This window comes from Paenibacillus hamazuiensis, assembly GCF_023276405.1.
GTDB classification, from domain to species: domain Bacteria; phylum Bacillota; class Bacilli; order Paenibacillales; family NBRC-103111; genus Paenibacillus_AF; species Paenibacillus_AF hamazuiensis.
The window spans coordinates 4,135,079-4,152,624 of the sequence record NZ_JALRMO010000001.1; the positions used below are offsets into that span (position 1 = coordinate 4,135,079).

Consider the following 17,546-nt stretch of genomic DNA (forward strand, 5'->3'; position numbering starts at 1 on the left):
TTATGAAAAAACCTAACATTTTGCTAATCACAAGCGACCAGCAGCATTGGAATACGATCGGAGCGTTTAACAAGGAGGTACATACTCCGAATTTGGACCGGTTGGTGCGCGAGGGCACGACGTTCTCCCGGGCATATTGCCCCAATCCGACCTGTACGCCGAGCAGAGCCTCCATCATTACGGGCATGTATCCGAGCCAGCACGGCGCATGGACGCTGGGAACAAAGCTGCTCGAAGACAGGCATACGGTAGGAGAAGATTTCCAGGCCGCCGGGTATCGTACCGCTCTCGTCGGCAAAGCGCATTTTCAACCTTTGAAGTCGACGGACGAATTTCCTTCCCTGGAAGCGTATCCGGTTCTTCAGGATTTGGAGTTTTGGAAAACGTTTAACGGACCGTTTTACGGCTTCGATCACGTGGAGCTGGCGCGTAACCATACCAACGAGGCTCATGTCGGCCAGCACTATGCTTTATGGATGGAGCAGAAAGGGTGCGCGAACTGGAGGGATTATTTCCTTCCTCCGACCGGCACGATGGATCCTTCCTTAACCTACAAGTGGCCGATTCCGGAGGAGTACCATTATAATACGTGGATCGCCGAACGCACGAACGCGCTGCTGGCCGGGTACAAGGAGTCGGAGGAGCCTTTTTTCATGTGGGCGAGCTTTTTCGACCCTCATCCCGAATATTTGGTGCCCGAGCCTTGGGACACGATGTACGATCCGGACGCGCTGACGATTCCGCAGGCCGTGCCTGGCGAACATGACCAGAATCCGCCGCATTTCGCGAAAACGCAGGAGGAAAACCCGATCTTCAGCGACTTGATGGAGACGGGATTCGGCATACACGGTTACCGCTCCCATCTTTATTACGAGTACGGAACCAAGTTCAGGCTGACGGATTATGACAAAAAGAAGCTGGTGGCCGTTTATTACGGAATGATCAGCATGATGGACAAATATATCGGAAACATTCTCGACAAGCTGGACGAACTGGGACTTGCCGAAAACACCATCGTCGTGTTCACTACGGACCACGGACATTTTTACGGCCAGCACGGGCTTCAGGCGAAAGGCGGCTTTCATTACGAAGATTTGATCAGGCTTCCTTTCATCGTGAGATACCCCGGTCAAGTGCCGGCCGGACAAGTGTCGGGAGCGATCCAGTCGCTCGTCGATCTCGCGCCGACGTTTTTATCGTTCTGCGGCATCCCGATCCCTCCTGCGATGACCGGCGTCGATCAGCGGGATGTCTGGTTGGGCCGCAAAAGCCAGGCAAGAGACCATGCGATCTGCGAGTTTCGCCATGAACCTACGACGATCCACCAGAAAACGTATGTGGACGAAAGGTATAAGATCACCGTTTACTATAATCAGACTTACGGGGAAATTTTCGATCTTCAGGAGGATCCCGGCGAGCTGCGAAACTTATGGAACGATCCGGGTTATGCGGCGCTGAAATCCGAGCTGCTGCTCAAATACGTTTGGGCCGAGCTTGGGAAAGAACCGCTGCCGATGCCGCGTATACATCATGCGTAAATGGAGCCCCCCCAATGGGGGGGACCCCGTGCTTCCAAAGCCGGCTTTGCGGAGCAAAGCCCTCAAGGCGTCCCAAGCGCAATGTTGTCAGGTTAAGTCCAAACATCTAGCTGTTCTTCTGCCCCCCGGGTCATAAAGGAACTACAGTGCGCTATCATGGCCATTTCGACTGATTCGCCAAGAATAAAGGAACTCAGATGCGCTTATTTCCCGAAAATAACGAATGTGAGTTCCTCTATGTTTGAGCACCTTTATGAGCGGCATAACAGTCCCCTATTAGTTCGGTCTGTTTGATGGTTCCCCGCAACTTGTTCAAGGAATTTCTCCATCCGCTTATCGGTTCCTGTACCTTCGACCGGAGTATACACGGTCATCATTAAGTCACCGTTTTCGGAAATCGTGAAGGTCGTGTAGACAAATTCCAACGGCCCCACCTCGGGATGAAGAATCTCCTTTTTTCCTACTGTACTTGTAGAAACATCGTGCCGCCCCCATAACTCCCGAAATTCAGCACTGACGTCACTTAATTGACTAACGATGTTCTGATACCATGGATCATTCATGTACAGGGCGTATTGACTTCTAAACTGCGCCACCATCATTGTGGCGAATTTTTTCCAATCAACAATATGTTTTTTGTTTTCTTCCATCGTAAAAACACGCCAAAGGATGTTCCTTTCGATTTCCTCAAGTTGATCGAAATTTCCAATTAGAGCACGGGCAGCATCGTTCCATGCAATCACGTTCCAACGTTTATTGAATATATAGGCGGGGTAGGTGCCAAGTCTGTCGAGAATCTGTTGAAGGGCTGGCGGGATGGGTTCATCCGCTGCCACCAATGCGTGTGCAGTTGAAGACGGATTCGCCAGAATAAAAAAGTGACTCCGCTCATCCTCGTTGAGCTGAAGAGTTCTTGCCAAGCTAAGCAGTATTTGCTCGGAAACTCGGATATCTCTTCCTTGTTCCAGCGCGGTGTACCAGGGGAGGGAAATGCCGGATAAACTCGCAACCTCTTCCCGCCTTAACCCGGGCGTCCGGCGACGAGATGTATCAATCTTTAAACCAACGTCCGTCGGTCTCAGACGCAGTCTGCGCGTACGCAAAAAATCTGCAAGTTCTTTTCTTCTTGTTTCATTATCCACGAAAACCACCTCGGTATCATTATAGCAATTGTACTAGTATCCTCAATACTAACATGCCCCACAGTGTTATAAACACGGTCCTGTTTGTCATGAGAGCGAAGCATTATTATAAAACTGCGGCGTACAACATAAGCCCGCACGAAAAGGGGTGATAAAGACGGGTGCCTTCGATCATTGCAGAAACTTTCGAAGATGAGCACGATATCAAGTGCGAATTAATGCAAAAGAGTTCAGCGATCATTTGCTTTTGACCATAAAGCTTGATCCTTATGAAGTTGGGGATGTCCGGGATGGATCGTCTCCATTTGGTCAGTAACACTGTATATAACGGAGGTTGAAATATGAGAGTCTTTTTGACTGGAGCGACGGGATTTGTGGGATCAGCGATAGCCCAAGAGCTCATCCATAGCGGTCATAAGGTTTTGGGACTTGCCCGCTCCGACAAGTCGGCGGCAAAACTTGAAAGCGATGGAATCGACGTATTGCGCGGCGATCTCGAGGATCTGGCGAGCTTACGCAAAGGTGCCGGCGAATGCGATGCGGTTATTCACGCAGGGTTTAATACCGCGTTTAGCGAAAATGACGAAGCCGCTAAGCATCGGCAAAACTGTGAAAACGATCTTCAAGCAATCGAAACAATGGGAAAGGTGCTCGAAGGATCTCAACGCCCGTTTATTGTTACCTCAGGAACGGCGTTGGTTATGCCGGGTAAGCTGGCACGCGAAACCGACCGCTCGATCTTTACCCCTCAACAATTTCCGCGTGTTTTATCTGAGCAAGCCGCAGACGCAGTCGCAGCGCGTGGAGTGTGTATCAGCGTTGTTCGCCTTTCTCCTACTGTCCATGGAGAAGGTGATCACGGTTTTATCCCTTTGTTGATTAACATTGCTCGTGAGAAAGGTGTCTCAGCTTACATCGGTGAAGGGAATAATCGTTGGAGTGCCGTTCACCGCTTGGATTCGGCTCGCCTTTACCGGCTCGCTCTCACTAATAAAATACCGGGCGCGCGTTTTCACGCCGTCGCCGAGCCAGGCATCCCCTTCCGCGAAATTGCCGTTGCGATCGGACACGGACTGGGAATTCCCGTTGTTTCGATCTCCGCTGATGAAGCATCCGCGCACTTCGGTTGGTTCAGGCACTTCGCTGAGCTTGATGCTCCGGTCTCGGCAGAAATAACGCGAGAGCAACTCGGCTGGAATCCATCGCGGCCGACACTCATCGATGATATTCGCAAAGCAGGTTACTTTCGGTGACCAATCATCTCTTAACAACGAGCATCCGCATGGGTCAGTATTCATCGAGCATCGGACAACATTTGCCGGGAACAGAGCCGCCGGATATGGACACAAACGAGTTACGCATAATTTCCTGGAAAATAAAAAAACGCCTTCCTCCGCGCCTACTTGGCTGCGGAGGAAGGCGTTTTTCGCCGTTAAATGGCTATTTTCAGGAAAGATTGATCTCCCGGATCTTCTCGATCGGCACTTTCGGTTTGCGATCCTCGGTCAGCAGACCGTTTATCTCCTGCTGAACGTCGGTAATTTGCGTGTAGCAGTACCCGACGATGTAATCCGTCATCTTGATCGCTTCGTGAATGCCGCGGAATCGTTCGAGGAACGCCTCTTCGGAAGCGACCTGGTTGCCGTAGCCCCAGCCCTTGTCGGACTGGAAGGCGATGCCGCCGAATTCGCTTATGATAATCGGCTGCCCTTTATAGCCGTAGCCGTCAGCAAAAGCGTATTTCCATTGGTTACACGTCTTCTCGTTGTTCACGATTTCATCCTTGCCTGCGTAACGCTTAAGGAACTGCTCCTTCTTTTCCACGTAATCGTGCAGCGTCAAAATATCCGACACCGTATGCTCCCAGCCGTCGTTTGTAATGACAGGGCGGTTCGGATCGAACGCCTTGGTCAAATGATAGATCGCCTCGGTGAACTTTTGCTGCCGGCGGTCCTTGTATATGTTCATGATCCCCCATGATTCGTTGAACGGAACCCAGGTGATAATCGAAGGGTGGTTGTACTGCTGGCGGACAATTTCCATCCACTCCTCCGTAAAATGCTGCACCGCATTGTCGTTAAACTCGAAGGTCGCCGCCATCTCGGACCAGACGAGCACGCCTTTGACGTCGCACCAATACAGGAACCTTGCATCTTCCACCTTCATGTGCTTGCGGACGCCGTTATACCCCATCCGCAGCAGCAGATCGATATCCTCGATCAGCGCCTCCTCGGAAGGAGGAGTCAAATGGCTGTCCGGCCAGTAGCCTTGGTCGAGCAGCAGCCGCTGGTAAACCGGCACATTGTTGAGCAGCACTTGGCCCTTCTCGATGGATATTTTGCGCATGCCGAAATAGGAATAAACATGGTCGATCACGACATCGCCGCGGTACAAAATAAACTCCACATCGTACAGGTTCGGACGTTCCGGCGCCCAGTAGCAGCGCTTCCACGGCCCGTTCATCTCGTGTACGAGATCGACCTCCAGCGCAAGCCATGGACGGTCGATCGTCAGGCTCGCCCGCTTGACCTGACGATCCTTCATCGTGATGACCGTTTCCAGCCGCAGCGGGCTGCCGGGGTGTACGTCGCCTTTGACTTGATACTCGAAAAGCACGCTGGAAGCATCCAAATCCGGCGTGATTTTCACCGAATCGATGTATTCCCGCTCTACGTATTCGAGCCAAACGGACTGCCAAATGCCCGTCGTCTGCACGTAAAAGCATTCGAAGTTGTCGTCCACCCAGCGCTGCTTGCCGCGCGGTTGGGTGGCGTCCTTGCTGTCCTCCGCCTTGACCGTCAGCTCATTCACGGCCCCGTACTTCACATAGGGAGCAATGTCGAACGAAAACGCCGTATAACCGCCACGATGTCTGCCGACGTATTCGCCGTTTACCCATATTTTCGCGATATAATCGACCGCTTGAAAATGCAGCAGAATCCGCTTGCCGGCGGCTTCGGCTGGAATGTCCAGCTGCCTGTTGTACCAGACGAAAGGATGGTGAGCCTCTTCTCCGATACCGCTTGCCTTCGTCTCGTAAGTGAACGGGACGGTGATGGTGCGGTCTCCGCCGAAGTTCCGCGGCCATCCTGCGGCTTCGCCAGCGTCCGCATCGTCGAAGCCGAACCGCCACTCGCCGTTCAGATCGACCCAGTTGTCCCTTACGAAATGGGGTCTGGGGTAATTTTTTATATATTTCTTGGTTGTCATCCCGTTCCTCCTGCCTCTCTGTTAGAAGAGTGGTGAACTATCCGCTGCGTTTCCGGATCGTACTTCCGATCGCACTTGCCCTCGGATTTCTTATTAAACGCCATTTGGCAGTCGAAATCCGAGGGCAAAGGCGAACGCTTGCGCTTCTCCAGCACGATTCCGTCCACTTCGCTATTTCACCACTCTTCTATTATTATTATTTATTTACTTACCGTCAGCGGCGATATTGTCCAAGCGGTCGATACGCCCCGCAGGCCGACGCGGCCGAGAAGAAATGCGTTCGGGTCGGTCCACTGCAAAATCGGCTCGCTGCCGTCGCCGGTGAAAACCGCGACCGACGCCCCCTTCAGCTTCACCGTCATCCGGCGGGTTTGACCGGGCGTAAAGGTCAGCGGGGCGGATGTTTTTTCCGCCGCATTTTCGTAGCTCACGCGCGACAAGACGACCTTGCCGCTACGGAACGCAAGCGCGTAGCCCATGAAAGCATCCTTGACCTGGTCGCGGAATTCGGACTCGTTCGACGTGCGCAGCAGCACTCCGATCTCCTCCGTTGCCGCTTCCTTCAAAGTTACATCGAAGCTCACGGTATAGTCCGTCCAGCCGGGATCGCCGCCGAACCGATTGAAAATGCCGACGCTCGCCGGCTTAACGGCCGATTGCTCCGGCACGGGTGACGTCACGTTCGCTTCGATATACCGAAGCGCGATCTCGCCTTTCTCCCGGCGCAGCGTCAGCCACTGCGGCCCTTGCTTCAGCGCGAATATGCCAAGCGGCACTTTCGTCCAATCGGCATCGCCGGCAAACAGGGAAGCGTCCAGCCTGATTTTCTTTTCCGCTCCGCCTATTTCCACCGCCAGCGTCGAACCCGCCGACGCTTTCGACACGTTCACCGATAGCAGATAATCTCCGTCCTGGCGGACGTTCACCGGGAAGGAGAGGCCGTCTCCCTTCTTGGACAGAACCACGGCATCGCTGCCGTCGGGCGTCATGCCCGAGCGGACGGCCGGATTGCCGTCGTGAGAACCGTGAACGGCCTCCACTGCGCCGGGCAGCGGTTTGATCGCCTTCCGGTCGCTGCTGCCCCCTGCTTCATTGGAAAAGGCGGTGTACCGCAGCTCCGGCTTCGCCCCTTGCGGCCACGCATAGCCGATGCGGCCCGGTTTTGCGGCCACCCCGTCCTGCTCGATCCGAAGCAGCCCGTCCCAGAAAAGCTTCGTACCGGCTGCGTCCGACTCGATGCGGATCGTGTGCAGCTTCGTCAGATCGGTGCCCTCCGGGAGCGGCCTTGCGGCGGCGACCGTCTCGCTGCCGTTCGCGCTTTCGATCAGCTCCAGTTCCATTGCAGCCCCGTTCACGCGGGCGGCGCGGTAATTGGCCGAGTCCCCATAGGCGAACAAGGCGTCGAGCGAGGAGGCCGAACCGCCGAGCCGGAAATTATATTCGGCGGTGTACCGGCCCTCCGTGCCCGTCCGGGCCAGCAAAACGTCGCCGCCCCCGTTCCGGCCGGCGCGCTCCCAGCGGTCCGCAGACGGAGCGGCACCCGGCGAGTCGCGGAAAACCGGCAGCTCCGGCACCTCCTGCGGCGTCCCGTGCGTCGGCCCGAGAACGGACATTTTGTCGCCGTTAAACACGAGTCTGTCCAGGTTCAGCCGGCGCACGGGAGGGCCTTCCGCGGAGCGGCCGACCAGGCTGTGGTACACGATATAATAGGAATCCATATCCGGTCCCATCACCGTCGCGCTGTGGCCTAGACCGTTAAAATCGTTCGCGGTGGAAATAAGAATCGGGTTGTTTTCGGGAATCGCATACGTGCCGATCGGAGATTCGCGGTTTACCCCGTAATTGACGCGGTATCCTTTGCTGAACACATGATTGCCCGTATACGTGATGAAATATCGTCCGTTTCGCTTGATGATCATCGAACCTTCCGTCCAATGCCCGAGCGAGGCGTTTAACTGCTTGCCCGGCTCGATCGTATAAGGGCTGCTCATCGGGCTCGCCATGATGCCGCCGAATTTGGCGTGCGTAAAGTACCATTTCCCATCGTCATCGATAAAAACGGAGCCGTCGATCGTCAGGCCCAGATTGTCCGTCTTCTTCACGAACGGTCCGGTCGGCTTGTCGCTTTGCAGGACGTAATGCCCTTTCCCCGCAGGGGACGTGTACATGTAAAACGATCCGTTCCAATAAACGACCTCCGGCGCATAAGCGCCTTCGCTGACGGGTTCCTCCGTCACCAAGCCTTCGTAGCGCCAGTTGACGAGATCGTCGGAGCTCCATGCCTTAACCCCGACCCTCCGGTCCTTCGTGCTGCAATATAGATAATATTTGCCGTCATAACGGAGAACGTAAGGATCTCCGATGCCGTAATCCTCCCATTCCCGATCCAATACGAACGGATTCTCGTACGTTTGGCGCAGCGTGACCGCCATCCGGTCCTCCCCTTTCTTTTCCGAAGGCTGGAGAGAGACAAATGCAATCGCTGCGACGAGAAGGCCTGCGGCACAAAACAACGTCCACGTTTTCCCGGTCGGCATCGTCCGTCCTCCTTCCTGGGCAGGCGCGAAACCGTCAGCGCGCGATTTCGAGCGCATAGACGGAAGACGCTCTGAGCTGGCAGGTCACCTTTCCTTGCGAAAACGGCAGATCATGAGCTTCGCAAACGACGGCGTCCGGCTGCTGCACGCTGTTGATCGCTTCGTAATGATTCGCCGTCAATTCGAGCAGGCGGGCCGTCCCCGACTCGGCGAATCCGCCGAGCTGCACTTCGGCTAACGCCGCCTCCAGCCCCCGGTTCACGATAAAAACCGTCAGCTTATCCCCGCTGAAGTTCACGCAAGCGACCACGTCCAGATTCGGCAGCTCATCCAGCTGCGGCGCGCCGGGCACTGAGCTGCTCACGTTGAAGACGCCGCATTCCGTCTCGCTCGCTACGACGTGTCCCAGATCGCGGTTCGCATACATGTTCATCACATAATAGGACGGAGTGCCGTAAACGGCGAGCGATTTACCGCTCCAGCCCTTCGTCTTGCCGCGAAACTGGTCTGCGTAATAATCCCCCACGCGGATGCATCCGCCCAGCCAGCCGTTGACCAAATCCGAGAAGCTGCCGATTTCGATCAGATCGCTGTTTCGGATAAACTCGTTTAAATTGGCCGCGTTCGCCACCGCCGCTTCGAGCGTATGTTCATCCGGGAGCCCTTTGCGCATGGTGTTCGGGTAATACATCGTGTTGTACTCCGTAATCGCCACCTTCAGATGGGCATACCGTTCATCCGACCCGAACATCTCGCGCAGCTGCCGCATCGATTCACGCGTCCATTCCGGGTACGAAACGATCGCCTTATACCGCTCTTCCCTCGGCGTACGGTCGTTCATCCCGAACCGGTTGTATCCGTGGTACAAATGCAGCGTCAAATAATCGACCTGCTCGGCGGCACGCTCCAATAATACCCGGTTCCACTCCATGTTCGTATGCCCGCAGGCGAGCAGCACGATCCCCGGATCGGCGGCCTTCATGGACTCGGCAAATCGAACGTAACGCTCCGCAAATTGCTCGGCGCTGCAATGGCCGACCTGCCAAGCTCCCCAAACTTCGTTGCCGATCTCCCAATACTTCACGCCGTACGGCTTAGGGTGCCCGTTCGCCGCTCTCAGCCTTCCCATCGGCGTATCGGCGCCGCCGTTGCAGTATTCGATCCACTCGGCCGCCTCCTCCGGTGTGCCCGACCCGTCGTTGACGCAAATGAGCGGCTCCACGTTCAATTCGCGGCAAAACCGGATAAACTCGTCCGTGCCGAAGTATTTGTTCGTCCAGCCTCCCCAGGCTTCGTTGACGATGCAAGGCCGTTCCAGCTCAGGGCCGATCGCCTGCCGCCAGTGATAGGCGCTGATGTAATTGCCGGCAAGCCTCATCATGCCGGCGTTAAGCTCCCTGGTCATATCGACGACTTCCTTGCGAACGTTGCCGACGCTGTCCGAAGGCAGCAGCGAAATATGATCGAGCCACAGCATCCCCGTCGATACGTGATCGAGCCAGCGCTCATGGTCCGCCGGCACGTACAGCCGGAATTCCGCATGCTCGCAATCCCGCTCCACCGCAAGGCGCATTTCGTAACGCCGCCAGTCGTGGCTGACGATATCGATCCGCGTCCGGCCAAGCACGTCGCCGCTCATCGTGTCCGCAATTTCGGCAACGACGAACTTGATCTCGACCGAAGCTCTGGCATAAACCGCCAACCGGTAACCCTGCGCGTCCCGTTTCACGGCGATGGCCTGGCTGACGCCCGCATAAGCTTCGTCGTCGCTATAGATGCGGATCATCTGGCTGTGCCCGGAATGGCGCGCAGCCGCAGGCTCCAGCGCATAGACGGTGCTTTTCCCGTTCGTATACGGACGCCAGCGGCCGGAAAGCCCTCTGTGCACCGCGTCCGTGCTTTCAAAATCCATATCCGCAAGCGGATAGGCGAGCATCGCTTCCATATGGTCGCGGATATCTTCCACAAAATGCCCGAACAAAAAAGGGTTGATTTTGTCCTTGCCCGCTTGCCCGGGGTTCACCCGAATCTTGGCTGTCGATTGCACCATAACCGCATATCTCCCTTTCATTCCGTTATCCTTTCAAAGAACCGATCATAACGCCCTTTACAAAATGCTTCTGCACAAAAGGATACATCACCAATACCGGCAGGCTGGAAATGATGATGACCACATATTTGACGCTTTCGGCGAGCAGCACTTTCGATTCCAGCCCCACATTGCTGTCCACGGCATCCGCCTGGCTGACCATCAGCACCTCGCGCAGCACGAGCTGCAGCGGATACATATCTTTGCTGCGGATGTAAATCAACGCATTGAAATACGAATTCCAGTGGCCGACCGCGTAAAACAGCACCATCACCGCCAGGATCGGCTTGGACAGCGGCAATATGATATGGGTGAGCAGCTTCCAGTTCGAGCAGCCGTCCATATGTGCAGCCTCCTGAATCTCCCATGGAATGCTCGACTGGAAATACGTTCTCATGACGATCAAATTATAGGTGGCGATAGCGCCCGGGATGATAAGAGCCCACATCGTGTCGACCATCCCCAGGCTTTTGACGAGGAGATACGACGGAATGAGACCCCCGCTGAAAAACATCGTCAGCGTAATGAAAAACATAACGACTCCCCGCCCGGGCAAATCGGGCCTCGAAAGCGGGTAAGCGGCCAGCGTCGTCATGATCAGATTGATCGCGGTTCCAACCACCGTATACACGATCGTATTTTTATATCCGTTCCATATTTGACCGTTTTCAAACACATTTTTGTATGCCTCCAGCGTCACCTGCTTCGGCAGCAAAAGCACTTCGCCGCTCAGCACCAGCGCGGGGTCGCTGAAGGAGGCGCTGACGATAAAGAGCAGCGGATAGAGCACCGCTATCAATACAAGGGCGGCCAGTATGTTCACGACGGCATCGAATATTTTTTCATCCGATTTCGCGATCTTGATCGTTTGTTGTTTCGTCATCGCACGGCCCTCCTCACCATAAGCTTGTCTCGGCCTTTTTGCGGGCAAAGCGGTTCACCAGAATGAGCAGCGCCAGGTTCACGACGGAGTTAAACAAACCGATGGCCGCCGTATAGCTGTATTCGCCCTTCAGAATACCCGTCGTGTAGACGAAGGTGGATATGACGTCGCTCGATTCCAGATTTAAATTATTTTGCATGAGCAAAATTTTCTCGAAGCCGACATTCATGAAATGCCCGACATCGAGAATGAGCAGGATGACGATGACCGGGAGAATGCCCGGAAGCGATACGTGCCAAATGCGCCGCAGCCGGCTGGCTCCGTCCATCTTGGCCGCCTCGTACAGCTGCGGGTTAACGCCGCTGAGAGCCGCGATATAAATGATCGACTGCCACCCCATGTTTTGCCATATGTTGGATCCGATAAAGATCGTTTTGAACCACGCCGCCGAATCCAAAAACCGTACCGGTTCCGCGCCGAACGCCTGAATGATCGCATTGACGGGACCTCCCCGCGGGGACAAAAACAGCATCAGCATGCCCACCATGACGACGACGGAAACGAAATGCGGAATGTACGTCACGTTTTGCACGATTTTGCTGAACGCTTTGCTGCGGATTTCGTTAATGAGCAAAGCCAGAAGGATCGGAATCGGAAACGCAAACAGCAGAGAAAACAGGTTGATCGAAACGGTATTCCACAATAGTCTCCAGAAATAATACGACTCCACGAAACGTTCGAAATGATCGAGGCCCACCCATTTGCTGCCGAGGATCCCTCTGGCCGGACTGAAGTTTTTAAACGCGATCTGCAGCCCGTACAAAGGTCCGTAATGGAACACCAGGTACCAAACGACAGGAATGAGCAGCATCAGGTAAAGATCGTACCGACTGGCCATCGCTTTAAGCAGGCCGGAGCGCCCCGGTTTGGACCGGGACGCGGCGCCCGCCGTACTAGCCGTACTTTTCATGTGCAGCCCTCCAGCTATTCTCGGGTCGTTATTTTTGCTTCTTGAGGTTGTCGTAAGCTTCCTGGTACAGCTTCTGCAGCTCGTCGATGTTCATTTTCTTCAACGTAGCCTGGAACTCTCCCCATTTGTCGAAGCTGAGTGCGCCTGCGATGAACTTGGTGCTCTGCTCCTCGTAATACTTGTCGATATCGTTGCGCAGCACGTTGATTTTCTGGGCCGTCGCTTCGTCGAACATAGGGGATGCGTAGCGGATTTTCGGCATGTACGGATCGAGTTTCTTTTGCGCTTCCTGAACCTGCGGCGGATTGATGAACGAAGCGACCTTGTCGCTGATCAGATGCGGCGCCCCGCCTCCGGCATACGGCGTAATTTTCGACTGGTTGCCCGTCGCGAGGAAAGTGTCCGTATAATAAGGGATGCCGTCCCGCAGCTCGTAATTTTCTCCTTGCCGGCCGAACCGCAGCATGGTGGACCCTTCGTCGCTGTAGAAGTAATCGATCCAGCGCATCGTCGCTTCCGGATATTTGTTGACCGAGGTGATGGCGAAAGCTCCGAAGTCCCTCGGCACCGGAGCGGCAAGCTGCAGCCTGTCGCCGTGCGGTCCTTTGGGCGGGGCTATGCCGATATATTGATCCGACACTTTGCCGTCCAGCATCGGATTGTTCGTCTGGTCGAAGAAGAAGCCGGTGTTTCCCGTCCCCTGCTTGGCCAAATATTGAGCTTCTTTCTGTGTGAACAGCTCCTGGTCCAGCAGCTTTTCCGAATACAGCTTGTTCAGGTACATCAGCAATTCCTTATTCCGGTCGTTGCCCATCCAAATTTGCACCTTGTCGTTTTCCAGGTTGATGTTGTACCCGAGCTGGAAGTCCAGGCCGAAGGAACCGGCCATGATCGGCACGATGCTGAGGCCGTTTCGCGCCGTCATCGGAATTTCGTCCGGCTTGCCGTTACCGTTCGGGTCTTTGTCGCGGAACGCTTTCAGTACCTCGTACAGATCGTCCGTCGTCTCGGGCTCCTTGAGGCCAAGCTTCTTCAGCCATACCTGATTGATCCATTTCTTGTCGGTTCTCGCCGAACCTACGGTCACAATGCCCGGAATCGCGTAAATATGACCTTCCGGCGTTGTGATGGAGGAGCGGATCTCCGGGTACGTATCCATCAGCTTTTTCAAGTTTGGCGCGTACGCATCGATCAGCTTCTCCAGCGGGATAAGTTGTCCGGCCGAACCGTAACGGATCGCCTCCAGCGGGGTAAGGCCGGCGCGGTACAGAGCATCCGGGAGTTCGTTCGATGCGAAGAGCAGGTTCTTTTTCTCGTTAAAACCGTCCGTCGGCGCCTCGATAAACTCCACCTGAATGTTGCTCATCTTCTCATAATCCTGGAATACCGGCATATCCTTAAACGGTCCGTTGGACGGCGCGATCCTCGTGAACATCTTCAGCTTAATCGGCTCTTTGACGATCGGAAAACCGGCTGAAGCCACATTTTTCGCGGCGCCGTCTTTGGATTCGCCGCCATTGTCTTTGCCCGGGGTATTCGAATTGCAGGCGGTAAGCGTCAACCCGGACACGACCAAAGCGGAAAGCACTGCTGTCCCCCAATTTCTTTTCATTTTTCCAGCTCCTCCAATCAAGTTGTTGCCCCGGAAAAAGAAAGCGTTTTCCAAAGGTTGATTCCTATTGTAACCGTTTTTTTCCGCCGGACGATTGCAAATTTATGACTTTCCATTCTACTTCTTTGACGGCTTCAAACTGTCCATATACGCCTGAGGGGTCATGCCGGTGACCGCCTTGAACACTTTGAAAAAGTACGTATAATTCGCAAACCCGACCTCGCCGCTGATCTGTTTCAAGGAATAGGCGCCGGACTGCATCAGCACGCAGCTTTTTTTAATGCGCACCCGGTTTAAGTATTCGGTGAACGTCATTTGCGTTTCTTCTTTAAACAATCTGCTTAAGTAGGAGGAGTTCAAATTGAGCGCATGCGCCGCCATGTCCAGCGAAATATCGGAGGCGTAATGGTCCGCGATAAATTGGACGGCTTTCGAAATATGGCGCGAATACGGTCCTCCCTCGCGTTCCTTTTTGATCGCTTCCACGATTTTCGCGAAGTAACGGGCGAACCAATCTCCCAGTTCGGCAGTGCTGCCGATCCGTCCGAGATCGCTTCGCGGCGGGATATGCTCCGGATCGGCCGTCGAGGCATGAGGTAAATGCCGTTTCCATGCCATTTCCGCCATATGCAGCATTTCGCCGGCCATGAGCTGCACCGTCATGGAGTAGAACGGCTGGGCCCTTAGCGCGTCAAAGATGGCCGAAATAACCCGGCGAATCCGTTCCTCGTCCAGCTGCTCCAAAAAAAGCAGCAGCTGCTTCTGCTCCTCCATAAACAGAGACTCCCGATGAACGGATGTGCCGGAGCCCTGATGCAGCATTTCGCCGATTTGCCGGTTCGCCTTGCTGTAGCTGGCTGCAAGCTGCTTCAAGCTCCCGCACAGCGGCCCTGCGGCATAGATGCATTTCAGGTTCAGAAATTTCTCGAGAGAGTGAGACACGCTGGATAAAGCTTGATTGATTTGGGCGGTCGCCGCATGCTCGCTGCGGTCCGCGGAGGAGAACAGAACGACAAAACGCCCCTCTCCCGCATATGCTACCGTCCGTTTATGAATGTCGCCGACCGCCATCTGCATCACATCGGTGGCCCGCTGCACAAATTCGTTTTTCCGCACATCGGTCAACGACTCCGTCAGAAGCAGGAAAGGAACGATCTGCACGGCCGCGGCCGCATAAATGACGGAACCTTGATAAAGCCGGTTGTCCCGCGCGTACGCCTCCAGCTCCTCGCCGGCGTCCTGCGCATCACTGGCGAGCCCCGATACGTATTCGCGGTGAATGACCGGACTTAAACGTTCGATAATTTTAGTTTGCGCGCTGCGGGCTTCATGCTCGCGTTCTTCGTGCTGCAGTTCCCGGGCCGCTTTATTCAAAAGCGACAGAAGAGCGGCCGGCTTCAAGCGGTGCTTGAGCAAATAGTCCATCGCCCCGTTGGTCAGGGACGCCCGCACGTAATCGTAATCGTCAAAGCTGCTCAGCATGATCGTTTTCACTTGGGGAAACCGTTCCTTGACGATGCGGCTGAGCTCCACCCCGTTCATCGCCGGCATGCTCACATCCAATATCGCGATATGCGGAGGCTGCCGCTCCATCATCGTAAGCGCAGCCGGGCCGTTTTGCGCTTCGCCGCATATCGTAAACCCGTGCCGCTCCCAATCGATCAAGCTTTTCACATCGTTGCGCGCCAGCGCCTCGTCGTCGACAAGTAATACCCGAAACATCGTTTATTCCCCCTTTTGCATATGGTCCGTATTCTCAATGAGCGGAAAGCGGATCTGCACCCGGGTATACCGCCCCGGCTCGCTGTCAAGAAACACGCCGTAGGGCTCCCCGTAAAGACGCACGATGCGTTCGTGCACGTTGCGGACCCCCATGCCGCTGAAGCGGCCGCTCCGGTTGTCTCTCGCTTCAAAAATCGCTTCCATCTGCTCCTTCGTCATGCCTTTGCCGTTGTCCGTCACTTCGATCCGCAGCTCCTGCCGCTCCTTATTGATCCGGATGTGCACAAGACCCTCTTGCTCAGCGGAAGCGATTCCATGAATAATCGCATTTTCCACGATCGGCTGCAGCATCAGCTTTAGCACACGGCACTGCAGCAGCTTGTCGTCTTCGACTTCGATATGGACATCGATAGGTTCGACGTACTTGTATTTTTCGATATTTACGTAGCTGCGGACATACTGCAGCTCATCCTGCAAGGTGAGGTACTCGTTCGAGTTCCCCAATACGCCGCGCATCAGCTCGATCAACGATTCGGATACCTCCACGATGTTCGGCACCCCATTGAGCTTGGCCAAATATTTGACCGTATTCAGCGTGTTATACAGAAAATGGGGACGGATTTGCGCCTGCAGCACGGCCAGCTCCGCCTCGCGTTTCTCCCGTTCGGTCGTCACGATCCCCTCAAGCAATCGCTTCAGCTCCGCCACCATGCGCTTGAACGCCTGATAAAGCTGGCCGATTTCATCCTTGGAGCGAATCTCTGCGGCGGGCAGCGTCATATTGCCTTCCATCACATGCATCATCATCGAACGGAGCATGCGGATATTTCTTGTAATTCTCGAAGACACCTGCAAGGTGCCGATGACGATGATAATAAATACGACGATGGCGACTTGAGCCAGCACGTTGCGTATGCGAACCGTTTCGTTTAAAAGCGATTTCATCGGGACAAGCGCCAGCGTGCTCCAGCCCGTATAATCCGATTTCCGGCTGACGACCAGATACGATTTCTGATCGATGATCCGCTCCACCGGAGCGTTGGCGCCGGCCAGCTCCCCGTTTAACCGGATGACCGTTTCCTTGTCCACGGCGCTTGCCTTCGGTTCGTAGATGAAATCGTTTTTATCGTCGATCACATACAGCATGCTGTCCGGCGTAGGTTTGACATCATACGTTTTCTTGATAATATCGCCGCTGAGATCAAACATGACGAGACCGATCACCTTTCGGTTATAGCGGAGCTCGCGGCCCGTTACGATGGTGTCGTTTGCGCCGGTTTGATGAAAATAGGCGTGCCCCGAGCCGTTTTGCAGCAAGTAGTTCATCATCGGCGTCTTTAATACGGTTTTATCCAGCCAAGGAGCGCCGACGAAAAACACCTTGCCGTTTAATCCGGCGATCGCAGCCCGCGATATATAAGGCTTGTAGGCGATCACCGCAGATAAAAACTCCTCGATCCGCTTTTGCTCCTGGAACCATTCGTAGCTCGGCTCCTCCGTCTCGCTCTGCAGAGTGGTAAGCACCGTATTGTTGGTGGCGACGACCGTATTTAACCGGCCGATTTCCTCCAGCCGCACGTTCAGCGATTCGTCGGCCTGCCGGATGCTGTCCATGACGGAGGTGAAGGCGTTGTTTTTCACGTTTTCCCTCATATACAGATAAACGATGCCCGTTACGGCGGCGATTCCGAGCAGAGTGACCAGACTGAACGCAACGAAGATTTTCCCCTGAATGCTCACGGCGGGCAAAAACAGCCTTTTAATCGAATAAAGCTTCATAAACCGGGTCCCCCCTCCAACCTGGAAAAAACATGAACCGAGCCCAAACGGAAGCTTGATTCAT

At 54.8% G+C, this 17,546-nt stretch carries 11 protein-coding genes; 2 read left to right on the forward strand and 9 right to left on the reverse strand.

The window, feature by feature from the left end; genetic code table 11:
* Positions 1 to 2: 2 nt before the first annotated feature.
* Positions 3 to 1,538: a sulfatase family protein gene (locus tag MYS68_RS18080; RefSeq protein WP_248927179.1), complete on the forward strand. Its 1,536-nt coding sequence runs from the start codon at positions 3 to 5 to the stop codon at positions 1,536 to 1,538.
* A gap of 251 nt (positions 1,539 to 1,789) precedes the next feature.
* On the opposite strand, the gene MYS68_RS18085 is transcribed toward MYS68_RS18080, so the two are convergent.
* Entirely contained in the window at positions 1,790 to 2,680 is an 891-nt protein-coding gene (locus MYS68_RS18085) for a helix-turn-helix transcriptional regulator (RefSeq protein ID WP_248927180.1), read from the reverse strand.
* A 341-nt stretch (positions 2,681 to 3,021) separates the two neighbouring features.
* On the opposite strand from MYS68_RS18085, the gene MYS68_RS18090 reads away from it, so the two are divergent.
* Complete coding sequence (locus tag MYS68_RS18090; protein WP_248927181.1) at positions 3,022 to 3,933, forward strand: SDR family oxidoreductase; 912 nt, start codon at positions 3,022 to 3,024, stop codon at positions 3,931 to 3,933.
* Between the two features lie 193 nt (positions 3,934 to 4,126).
* Here MYS68_RS18090 and MYS68_RS18095 read toward each other — a convergent pair whose 3' ends face one another.
* From MYS68_RS18095 to MYS68_RS18130, 8 genes are all read right to left on the reverse strand, one after another.
* Complete coding sequence (locus MYS68_RS18095; RefSeq protein ID WP_248927182.1) at positions 4,127 to 5,890, reverse strand: glycoside hydrolase family 2 protein; 1,764 nt, start codon at positions 5,888 to 5,890, stop codon at positions 4,127 to 4,129.
* A 200-nt stretch (positions 5,891 to 6,090) separates the two neighbouring features.
* Positions 6,091 to 8,427, reverse strand: a complete 2,337-nt coding sequence (locus tag MYS68_RS18100; RefSeq protein WP_248927183.1) for a family 43 glycosylhydrolase — start codon at positions 8,425 to 8,427, stop codon at positions 6,091 to 6,093.
* A gap of 34 nt (positions 8,428 to 8,461) precedes the next feature.
* A complete protein-coding gene (locus MYS68_RS18105) occupies positions 8,462 to 10,477 on the reverse strand; it encodes an alpha-L-arabinofuranosidase C-terminal domain-containing protein (RefSeq protein WP_248927184.1) in 2,016 nt (671 codons plus the stop codon).
* 25 nt (positions 10,478 to 10,502) lie between these two features.
* Positions 10,503 to 11,399 carry a carbohydrate ABC transporter permease gene (locus MYS68_RS18110; RefSeq protein WP_248927185.1) on the reverse strand — a complete coding sequence of 299 codons (897 nt, stop codon included), beginning with the start codon at positions 11,397 to 11,399 and terminating at the stop codon, positions 10,503 to 10,505.
* 13 nt (positions 11,400 to 11,412) lie between these two features.
* The gene (locus MYS68_RS18115; protein WP_248927186.1) at positions 11,413 to 12,369 is read right to left on the reverse strand and encodes an ABC transporter permease; all 957 of its coding nucleotides are present in this window, start codon (positions 12,367 to 12,369) and stop codon (positions 11,413 to 11,415) included.
* A gap of 28 nt (positions 12,370 to 12,397) precedes the next feature.
* Positions 12,398 to 13,981 (reverse strand): extracellular solute-binding protein, encoded by a 1,584-nt coding sequence (locus tag MYS68_RS18120; protein ID WP_248927187.1) that lies wholly within the window; start codon positions 13,979 to 13,981, stop codon positions 12,398 to 12,400.
* 117 nt (positions 13,982 to 14,098) lie between these two features.
* Positions 14,099 to 15,703, reverse strand: a complete 1,605-nt coding sequence (locus MYS68_RS18125; RefSeq protein WP_248927188.1) for a response regulator transcription factor — start codon at positions 15,701 to 15,703, stop codon at positions 14,099 to 14,101.
* A gap of 3 nt (positions 15,704 to 15,706) precedes the next feature.
* The gene (locus MYS68_RS18130; protein WP_248927189.1) at positions 15,707 to 17,482 is read right to left on the reverse strand and encodes a cache domain-containing sensor histidine kinase; all 1,776 of its coding nucleotides are present in this window, start codon (positions 17,480 to 17,482) and stop codon (positions 15,707 to 15,709) included.
* Positions 17,483 to 17,546 lie beyond the last annotated feature (64 nt).